The sequence below is a fragment of the Streptomyces sp. CO7 genome (genome assembly GCF_053474865.1).
The window spans coordinates 90,850-100,298 of record NZ_JBRIOU010000004.1 but is presented as its reverse complement, the minus strand read 5'-3'; the positions used below and the strand labels follow the sequence as shown (position 1 = coordinate 100,298).

The 9,449-nt window shown below is 70.5% G+C and carries 9 protein-coding genes and 1 pseudogene; all 10 read left to right on the top strand.

The features are described 5' to 3' along the window. Window positions 1–127 (top strand): annotated as a pseudogene (locus tag ACOV8S_RS13130) (translation elongation factor Ts); the annotation flags it as partial. Window positions 128–238: 111 nt separating this feature from the next. Then, a complete protein-coding gene (tsf, locus tag ACOV8S_RS13125; protein WP_351112143.1) occupies window positions 239–1,075 on the top strand; it encodes a translation elongation factor Ts in 837 nt (278 codons plus the stop codon). Between the two features lie 191 nt (window positions 1,076–1,266). Further along, window positions 1,267–2,025, top strand: a complete 759-nt coding sequence (gene pyrH, locus ACOV8S_RS13120; protein ID WP_351112145.1) for a UMP kinase — start codon at window positions 1,267–1,269, stop codon at window positions 2,023–2,025. 178 nt (window positions 2,026–2,203) lie between these two features. Next, a complete protein-coding gene (gene frr / locus ACOV8S_RS13115; RefSeq protein WP_166020979.1) occupies window positions 2,204–2,761 on the top strand; it encodes a ribosome recycling factor in 558 nt (185 codons plus the stop codon). Further along, window positions 2,761–4,029, top strand: a complete 1,269-nt coding sequence (locus tag ACOV8S_RS13110; RefSeq protein ID WP_448318006.1) for a phosphatidate cytidylyltransferase — start codon at window positions 2,761–2,763, stop codon at window positions 4,027–4,029. The genes frr and ACOV8S_RS13110 overlap by 1 nt, the downstream gene beginning before the upstream one ends. Window positions 4,030–4,635: 606 nt before the next feature. After that, the gene (locus ACOV8S_RS13105; protein WP_448318004.1) at window positions 4,636–4,827 is read left to right on the top strand and encodes a hypothetical protein; all 192 of its coding nucleotides are present in this window, start codon (window positions 4,636–4,638) and stop codon (window positions 4,825–4,827) included. A gap of 252 nt (window positions 4,828–5,079) precedes the next feature. After that, on the top strand, window positions 5,080–6,186 hold the full coding sequence (gene rlmN / locus ACOV8S_RS13100; RefSeq protein ID WP_351117206.1) for a 23S rRNA (adenine(2503)-C(2))-methyltransferase RlmN: 1,107 nt from the start codon (window positions 5,080–5,082) through the stop codon (window positions 6,184–6,186). 266 nt (window positions 6,187–6,452) lie between these two features. Further along, window positions 6,453–7,505, top strand: coding sequence for a thiamine ABC transporter substrate-binding protein (locus tag ACOV8S_RS13095; RefSeq protein WP_448318845.1), 1,053 nt, complete (start codon window positions 6,453–6,455; stop codon window positions 7,503–7,505). Window positions 7,506–7,561: 56 nt separating this feature from the next. After that, a complete protein-coding gene (locus ACOV8S_RS13090) occupies window positions 7,562–9,163 on the top strand; it encodes an ABC transporter permease (RefSeq protein ID WP_448318844.1) in 1,602 nt (533 codons plus the stop codon). 2 nt (window positions 9,164–9,165) lie between these two features. Further along, on the top strand, window positions 9,166–9,449 hold a 284-nt coding region (locus ACOV8S_RS13085; RefSeq protein WP_448318003.1), incomplete at its 3' end, for an ATP-binding cassette domain-containing protein.

Below are 9,449 nucleotides of genomic sequence, written 5' to 3'. Positions count from 1 at the left end.
CCAGTTCAAGGACGGCTACGTCCTGGCGTACATGCACCGCACCATGCCGGACCTGCCCCCGCAGATCGGTGTCCTCGTCGAGCTCGACAAGGAGAACGCCGAGGTCGCGAAGGGCATCGCCCAGCACCGCGTAGGAACCCCGGCCCTGCCGGATCCAGACCGCGCCGGATCCACGACCGTGCCGTCCGGGCCGTAGATCTTCCATTCGCACTCGTACTCCGAGAAGAGAAGCACAGACATGGCGAACTACACCGCCGCCGACGTCAAGAAGCTGCGTGAGCTCACCGGCGCCGGCATGATGGACTGCAAGAAGGCCCTCGACGAGGCCAGCGGCGACGTGGACGCGGCCGTCGAGGCGCTCCGCATCAAGGGCCAGAAGGGCGTCGCCAAGCGCGAGGGCCGTTCCGCCGAGAACGGCGCCGTCGTCGAGATCATCGCCGACGACAACTCCGCCGGCGTCATCGTCGAGCTGAAGTGCGAGACGGACTTCGTCGCCAAGGGCGAGAAGTTCCAGGCCGTGGCCAACGCCATCGCCGAGCACATCGTGAAGACCTCCCCGGCGGACATCGACGCCCTGCTCGCCTCCGAGATCGAGGCCGGCAAGACCGTCCAGGCGTTCGTGGACGAGGCCAACGCGAACCTGGGCGAGAAGATCGTCCTGGACCGCTTCGCCCAGTTCAAGGACGGCTACGTCCTGGCGTACATGCACCGCACCATGCCGGACCTGCCCCCGCAGATCGGTGTCCTCGTCGAGCTCGACAAGGAGAACGCCGAGGTCGCGAAGGGCATCGCCCAGCACATCGCCGCGTTCGCGCCGCAGTGGCTCTCCAAGGAGGACGTCCCGGCCGACGTCGTCGACAAGGAGCGTCGCATCGCCGAGGAGACCACCCGCGCCGAGGGCAAGCCCGAGGCCGCGATCGCCAAGATCGTCGAGGGTCGTGTCAACGGCTTCTTCAAGGACGCCACCCTGCTGGGCCAGCCGTACGCGCTGGACAACAAGAAGTCCGTCCAGAAGGTTCTGGACGAGGCCGGTGTCACCCTGAAGCGCTTCGCGCGCATCAAGGTCGGCATCTGAGTCAGTACCGTGATCGACGGATCCGACCGCTAAGGTCGGAGGCAGTCGTCCGGGTACGCCGCCACGCACTCGCGCGCGGCGGGCGACAACAGATCTGACGAGGGAGGCCATTGCCGCATGGGATGCGAACCACACCCCACCGGCAATGGCCTTCTTCGTGTGTGTGCACTGCAAACGAAGTGAGAGTCCCCATGACCACGAAGGCCGAGAAGAGCGACGACGGCAATGTACGCGGCCGGTATCTGCTGAAGCTGTCCGGCGAGGCGTTCGCCGGCGGGGGCGGACTCGGCGTCGACCCGGACGTGGTGCACGCCATCGCGCGCGAGATCGCCGCCGTGGTCCGGGACGGTGCGGAGATCGCCGTCGTCATCGGCGGCGGCAACTTCTTCCGCGGCGCGGAGCTGCAGCAGCGCGGCATGGACCGCGCCCGATCCGACTACATGGGCATGCTCGGCACGGTGATGAACTGCCTCGCCCTCCAGGACTTCCTGGAGAAGGAGGGCATCGACTCGCGTGTCCAGACGGCGATCACCATGGGCCAGGTCGCCGAGCCCTACATCCCCCTGCGCGCCGTGCGGCACCTGGAGAAGGGCCGTGTGGTCATCTTCGGCGCCGGTATGGGCATGCCCTACTTCTCCACCGACACCACCGCGGCCCAGCGCGCCCTGGAGATCGACGCCGAGGCCCTGCTGATGGGCAAGAACGGCGTCGACGGGGTCTACGACTCCGACCCCCGCACCAACCCCTCCGCGGTCAAGTACGACGCGCTGAGCTACGGCGAGGTCATCACCCGCGACCTCAAGGTCGCCGACATGACCGCCATCACGCTGTGCCGTGACAACGACCTGCCGATCCTCGTCTTCGAACTGCTCTCGGCGGGCAATATCGCCAGGGCCGTCAATGGTGAGAAGATCGGCACGCTCGTGGGCGACGCGGGCGGCCGGGACTGACCGGCGCGCCTCACCCGGCCGTGCCGGGTGAGGTCCCTGGTCCGGGCGACGTCCCGGCCGGGGGATGGACAATGTCCTGCCGGTCCGGAACCGTGCAGGAAGAAGACGCGACGCAACCGTCCGCCGGCGCGCACAGGAGCGGCGGACGGGCCTACTTCAAGACACGCAGGAGCAAGTGGTGATCGAAGAGACCCTCCTCGAGGCCGAGGAGAAGATGGAGAAGGCCGTCGTGGTCGCCAAGGAGGACTTCGCCGCGATCCGCACCGGCCGTGCGCACCCGGCGATGTTCAACAAGATCGTGGCCGACTACTACGGCGCGCTGACGCCGATCAACCAGCTGGCCTCGTTCTCCGTGCCGGAGCCGCGCATGGCCGTGGTGACCCCGTTCGACAAGAGCGCGCTGCGCAACATCGAGCAGGCGATCCGGGACTCCGACCTCGGCGTGAACCCGAGCAACGACGGCAACATCATCCGCGTGACGTTCCCCGAGCTGACCGAGGAGCGCCGTCGCGACTACATCAAGGTCGCGAAGACCAAGGGTGAGGACGCCAAGGTCTCGATCCGTTCCGTGCGCCGCAAGGCCAAGGACGCCATCGACAAGCTGGTGAAGGACGGCGAGGTCGGCGAGGACGAGGGCCGTCGCGCCGAGAAGGAGCTGGACGACACCACCGCCAAGTACGTCGCCCAGGTCGACGAGCTGCTCAAGCACAAGGAAGCGGAGCTGCTCGAAGTCTGATGAACGACTCTTCCTGGGGGGCGCCGCCGCAGGCAGGACACGGGTGGCCGTCCGAGCACGAGCAGAGGTATGGACCGCCCGGCGGCCCCGTCCAGGGAGCTGTACCGACGGGTCCGGCGTACGATGCGCATGCGGCGCACGCGCCGCGTGAGTCGTATGCGGCACCGGTGGCGCAGGACGTCCCTGTGGCGTCCGGGCCGTACGGCGCCTACGGGCAGCCGTACGGCGCGCCCGCGCAGGAAGGTGTCGTCCCCGTACAGCACGGGGCCGCGCGTCGGAGCACCGCGGGGCATGTGATCGCGGAGCACGGGGCATTCGTGCCGCAGGGTGACGCCGTCCAGCACACCCGCCCCATGCCCGTCGTCAGCGAGAAGCCGCAGGAGCCCATGTCCGACGCCTCCCAGCCGCCCCCGGCCGCCCCGCACGGGCCCGAGGAACCGCGGCAGCGGAAGAAGAAGAGCGCGGGACGCGACCTCGGCGCGGCGATAGGGGTCGGTCTCGGACTCGGCGTCGTCGTCCTGGTCGCGCTCTTCGTCGTGAAGGCCGTCTTCGTCGGGGTCGTGGTGGCCGCGGTGGCCGTCGGCCTGTGGGAGCTCACCTCGCGGTTCGCCGAGCGCAAGGGGATCAAGGCGCCGCAGGTGCCGCTGATCGTCGGCGGTTCGGCGATGGTGGTCGCCGGGTACGCGGCGGGCCCCGAGGGCGCCTGGGTGGCCACGGCGTTCACCGCGCTGGCGGTGATGGTGTGGCGGATGGCCTCTGCCCCGCAGGACTACCTGCGGGACGTCTCGGCCGGCCTGTTCGCCACGTTCTACGTGCCGTTCCTGGCGACCTTCGTCTCCCTCATGCTGACCGCCGACGACGGTCCGCAGCGGGTGCTCACCTTCGTCCTGCTGACCATCGTCAGCGACACCGGCGCCTACGCGGTGGGCTGGCGGTTCGGCACCCACAAGCTGGCGCCGCGGATCAGCCCCGGCAAGACCCGCGAGGGCCTGCTCGGCGCGATCGGCTTCTCCATGGTCGCGGGCGTGCTCTGCATGACGCTGCTGGTGGACGACGGCGCCTGGTGGCAGGGCCTGCTGCTGGGCACGGCCGTCGCGATCAGCGCCACGCTGGGCGACCTCGGCGAGTCGATGATCAAGCGGGACCTGGGCATCAAGGACATGGGCGCGCTGCTGCCGGGCCACGGCGGCATCATGGACCGCCTGGACTCCCTGCTCCCCACGGCCCCCGTGGTGTGGCTCCTCCTGGAGATCTTCGTCGGCAGCTGACCCCACGCCGTGCCGATGCCCCGTTCCGCCCCCCGTGGCGTGGAGCGGGGCTTCGGCGTTTCCCACTCCCGCGGTGCGAGGAGGAACCGGCGGTCTACGCTGTGCGGGCTCCGAGTGCTGACAAGCTCGGGAAGCAGGACCGGCGACACCGCGTCAGCCTGGCCTCAGCTGGAGGCGGGGTCCGCCTCATGACGGGCGGCCGCCGGTCGCCTGCCGGCGGCGGTGGACCTGTCCGCTCGAGCTGCCGGGGCCGTGGCCACCAGGTTCGGCGCTACGGTCGGGCCGTCCGTGGGCCGTCAGACTGACGCGGGGTCGACCGCACCCGATTGACGGCCTCGAGCCCGCCATACGTGACGCCCGGCGGGGAAGTCCGGCCTCACGACACGATCCTCTGCGACGCCGCGGTGTGCGAGACGAAGAAGGAGACCGGCTCCGACGTGGAGGTGGCCCGGCTCGTCGGTATCCACACCAACCCCGGGCACGTCATGGCGTACGACAACGGTGAAGTCCGCCAGCAACTCTGCATCTGCTTCCACGCTCCGCATCACCGGCAGCCAGTTGCGGACCGGGCCGAGCCTTGGGTGACGTCCTCGGTATGGTCCCGTCATGAAAGAAACCGACCCGTCGACGGAAGCCGCCAAGGGCCGGGTGCCTCTGTGGCTGGACCCGGACGACGTGCGGTGGCTGTCCACACACTGCTGCTGCCCTGAGGACGCGCCCGAAGAGGCCAAGGACCGCTGCGGGCGGGTGCGGTTCCGTGCCGGCGCAGCACTGCACAAGCACGGGCATCCGCACTGACCACGTGCTCAGGACGCGAGACCGGGACGGCTGCGCGTCCGGTCAACGGCGAGCGGTTGGGCCTGCGCCCGCTCGCACGACAGCCTCCTCGACGTGGTGCCAGACCGCGGGACTCCTGGTCAGCGCCGTGGCCGCAGGTCACCCTCATACCCGTGCGAGGCAGGCCAACGGTGAGAGGCAGCGCCCGGCGTGACCGCTCCCACCTCGGTGTGGCCGGGGCCAGCGGAGTGGATCTGCGACACTGGTACAGCCATGCCTAAGCCCGGAGAACTTACTTTCGTCGCCCCGCGCGGAGCCAAGAAGCCGCCGCGGCACCTCGCCGACCTCACGCCCGCCGAGCGCAAGGAAGCGGTGGCCGCGATCGGCGAGAAGCCGTTTCGCGCCAAGCAGCTCTCGACGCACTACTTCGCGCGGTACGCGCACGACCCGGAGCAGTGGACGGACATCCCCGCCGGCTCGCGGGCGAAGCTCCAGGAGGCGCTGCTTCCCGAGCTGATGACCCCGCTGCGGCACCTGTCCACGGACGAGGGCACCACCCGCAAGACGCTGTGGAAGATGTTCGACGGCACGCTCGTCGAGTCGGTGCTGATGCGGTACCCGGACCGGGTGACCATGTGCATCAGCTCCCAGGCGGGCTGCGGTATGAACTGCCCGTTCTGCGCCACCGGCCAGGCCGGCCTTGACCGGAATCTGTCCACCGCGGAGATCGTCCACCAGATCGTCGACGGCATGCGCGCGCTGCGTGACGGGGAGATCCCCGGCGGCCCGGCACGGCTGAGCAACATCGTGTTCATGGGCATGGGCGAGCCGCTCGCCAACTACAACCGGGTGACCGGGGCGATCCGCCGGCTCACCGACCCGGAGCCCGACGGTCTCGGGCTGTCGCAGCGCGGCATCACCGTCTCGACGGTCGGCCTGGTGCCCGCGATCAACCGGTTCTCCGACGAGGGCTTCAAGTGCCGCCTGGCGATCTCGCTGCACGCCCCGGACGACGACCTGCGCGACACGCTGGTCCCGGTGAACACGCGCTGGAAGGTGCGGGAGGTGCTGGACGCGGGCTGGGAGTACGCCGCGAAGTCGGGGCGCCGCCTGTCCATCGAGTACGCGCTGATCCGTGACATCAACGACCAGGCCTGGCGTGGTGACCGGCTGGGCCGGCTGCTCAAGGGCAAGCCCGCGCACGTCAACCTCATCCCGCTGAACCCGACGCCGGGCTCGAAGTGGACCGCCTCGCGGCCCGAGGACGAGAAGGCGTTCGTCGAGGCGATCGCCGCGCACGGCGTGCCGGTGACCGTCCGCGACACCCGCGGGCAGGAGATCGACGGGGCCTGTGGTCAGCTGGCCGCCACCGAGCGGTAATCTGGCCACGTCACACATCCGAATAGCGATTATCCGACAGGGGAGCGCTGCAGCGCTGAGAGTGCGGTACCGACCGCAGACCCTCTGAACCTCGCCCAGGTCATTCTGGGTAGGAAGTTCGGTCGACTCGAGCTGTTGCGCCCTGCCCGGGAACCCTCGCGGTTCCCTGGCAGGGCGGCGTCTCTTCCTGGTCATCCAGGAGGAAATCCGTGCACGTCACGAAGCACAACAAGAGGCACGTCACGAAGGGGTCCGCCGCCGCGACGGTGGCCGTGCTCGCCCTCGCTCTTTCCGCGTGCGGCTCCGGCGGTTCCGGGGACGGCGACGCGCAGGAGTCCGGCGGGAAGAAGACCGTCACCCTGGTCAGCCACGACTCCTGGGCCGCGTCGAAGGGCGTGATCGCCGCCTTCGAGAAGGAGAGCGGCTACAAGGTCAAGGTCCTGGAGGACGGCGACGCCGGGCAGGCCCTCAACAAGGCCGTGCTGACCAAGGACCACCCGCAGGGCGACGTCCTGTTCGGCGTGGACAACACACTCCTTTCGCGCGCGCTGTCCAACGACGTCTTCGTCCCGTACGAGGCGAAGGAGTCGGCGAAGCTCGGCGAGGAGTTCCGCGTCGAGGGGAACAAGGCCACCCCGGTCACCACCGGCGACGTCTGCGTCAACTACGACAAGGCGTACTTCGAGAAGAAGGGCCTCCAGCCGCCGAAGAGCTTCGACGACCTGGTGAAGCCGGCGTACAGGAACCTGCTGGTCACCGAGGACGCGAGCACCTCCTCGCCCGGTCTCGGCTTCCTGCTGGGCACCGCCGCCGAGTACGGCGACAAGGGCTGGCAGGACTACTGGAAGAAGCTGAAGGCCAACGGCCTGAAGGTGGTCAGCGGCTGGGAGCAGGCGTACAACGAGGAGTTCTCGGGGTCCGCCGGCGGCAAGCAGGCGGGCGGCGAGCGTCCGCTGGTCGTCTCCTACGCCTCGTCCCCGCCGGTCGAGGTCGTCTACGCGGATCCGCAGCCGAAGGAGGCACCCACCGGGGTGGCCACCGGGACCTGCTTCCGCCAGGTCGAGTACGCGGGCCTGCTGAAGAACGCGGCGAACCCCGAGGGCGGCAAGGCGCTGCTGGACTTCCTGGCCTCCAAGCGGTTCCAGGAGGACCTGCCGCTGAACATGTTCGTCAACCCCGTCCGTGCGGACGCCGCGCTGCCGGAGGTCTTCACCGAGCACGGCGTGAAGATCGGGGACCCGAAGACGATGGAGCCCGGCAAGATCGCTGCCAACCGTGACCAGTGGGTCGACCAGTGGTCGTCGCTCGTCCTGCGGTGACCACCCGCACCGGCGCACCGGGAAGGCTGCGGAGCGACGCGGCGCGGCTCGGCCTGATGGCCGTGCCGGTCGCGTTCTTCGCGGTCTTCTTCGCCTACCCCGTCGTTGCCATCGTCCTGCGCGGACTGCGCGGCGAGGACGGGGGCTGGCAGCTCGGGGAGGCCGCCGGCGTGCTGGGGCGGCCGGAGGTCCGGGAGGTCCTCTGGTTCACGCTCTGGCAGGCCCTGGCCTCCACGGCGCTCACCCTGGTGGTGGCGCTGCCCGCCGCCTACGTGTTCGCCCGGCTGCGGTTCCCCGGGCGGGAGCTGCTGCGGGCGGTCGTCACCGTGCCGTTCGTGCTGCCGACCGTGGTGGCCGGCGCGGCCTTCCTCGCGGTGATCGGGCGGGGCGGACTCTTCGACGAGTGGTGGGGCGTCCGGCTCGACGGCACGGTGTGGGCCATCCTGCTCGCGCACGTGTTCGTGAACTTCGCGGTGGTGGTGCGCACGGTCGGCGGGCTGTGGGCCCAGCTCGACCCGGGGCAGGAGGAGGCCGCCCGGATGCTGGGGGCCTCGCGGTTCGCGGCCTGGCGGACGGTGACCCTGCCCGCGCTGGGTCCTGCCGTCGCCGCGGCGGCACTGATGATTTTCCTGTTCACCTTCACCTCTTTCGGCATCGTGCAGGTCCTCGGCGGTCCCGGGGTCTCCACGCTGGAGACGGAGATCTACCGCAGGACCGCCGCCCTGCTCGACCTGTCAACGGCCGCGGTGCTCAGCCTGGTGCAGTTCGCCGCGGTGGGCGGGGTCCTCGCCGTGCACGCCTGGACGGTGCGGCGGCGGGAGGCCACGCTGCGGCTGGTCGACCCGGCCACCACCGCGCGCCCGCCGCGCGGCGCCGGTCAGCGGCTGCTGCTGGCCGGGGTGCTGGTGGTGACCGCGGTGCTGATCGTGCTGCCGCCGGCGGTGCTGGTGCAGCGGTCCTTCTCGGCCGGGCTCGGCTACTACCGGCGGCTCACCGAGGAGGACGGCGGCGCGTTCCTCGTCCCGCCGATCGAGGCGGTGGGGAACTCGCTGGAGTACGCGGTGGCCGCCACGGCGATCGCGGTGGTGATCGGCGGACTCGCGGCCGCCGCCCTCGCCCGGCGGGACGCCGGCCGGTGGGTGCGCGGGTTCGACGCGCTGCTGATGCTGCCGCTGGGCGTCTCCGCGGTGACCGTGGGCTTCGGCTTCCTGATCGCCCTGGACGAACCGCCGCTGGACCTGCGCTCCACCTGGATCCTGGTCCCGCTGGCGCAGGCGCTGGTCGGCGTGCCGTTCGTGGTGCGGACCATGCTGCCGGTGCTGCGCGCCGTCGACCACCGTCTGCGGGAGGCCGCCGCGGTGCTCGGCGCCTCGCCCTGGCGGGTGTGGCGCGAGGTGGACCTGCCCATGGTGCGCCGGGCGCTGCTGATCGCCGCCGGGTTCGCCTTCGCGGTGTCCCTCGGCGAGTTCGGGGCGACGGTGTTCATCGCCCGGCCCGACAACCCCACCCTGCCGGTCGCCGTCGCCAAGCTCATCGGGCGGCCCGGCGACCTCAACTACGGCCAGGCCATGGCCCTTTCGGTGATCTTGATGGTGGTGTGCGCGGCGGCCCTGCTGGTGCTGGAGCGGCTGCGGGGCGACCGGACGGGAGAGTTCTGACGATGCTGCTCAGCCTGGAGGGCACGACGGTCCGGTTCGGCGGGCACGCCGCCCTGGACGCGGTGGACCTGGCGGTCGCCGAGCACGAGATCGTCTGCGTGCTCGGCCCCAGCGGCAGCGGCAAGTCGACGCTGCTGCGGGCTGTCGCGGGCCTGCAGCAGGTGGACGCCGGACGGGTGCTGCTGGACGGCCGCGACCAGGTGCGGGTGCCCGCCCACCGGCGGGGGGTGGGCCTGATGTTCCAGGACCACCAGCTCTTCCCGCAGCGCGACGTGGCGGGCAACGT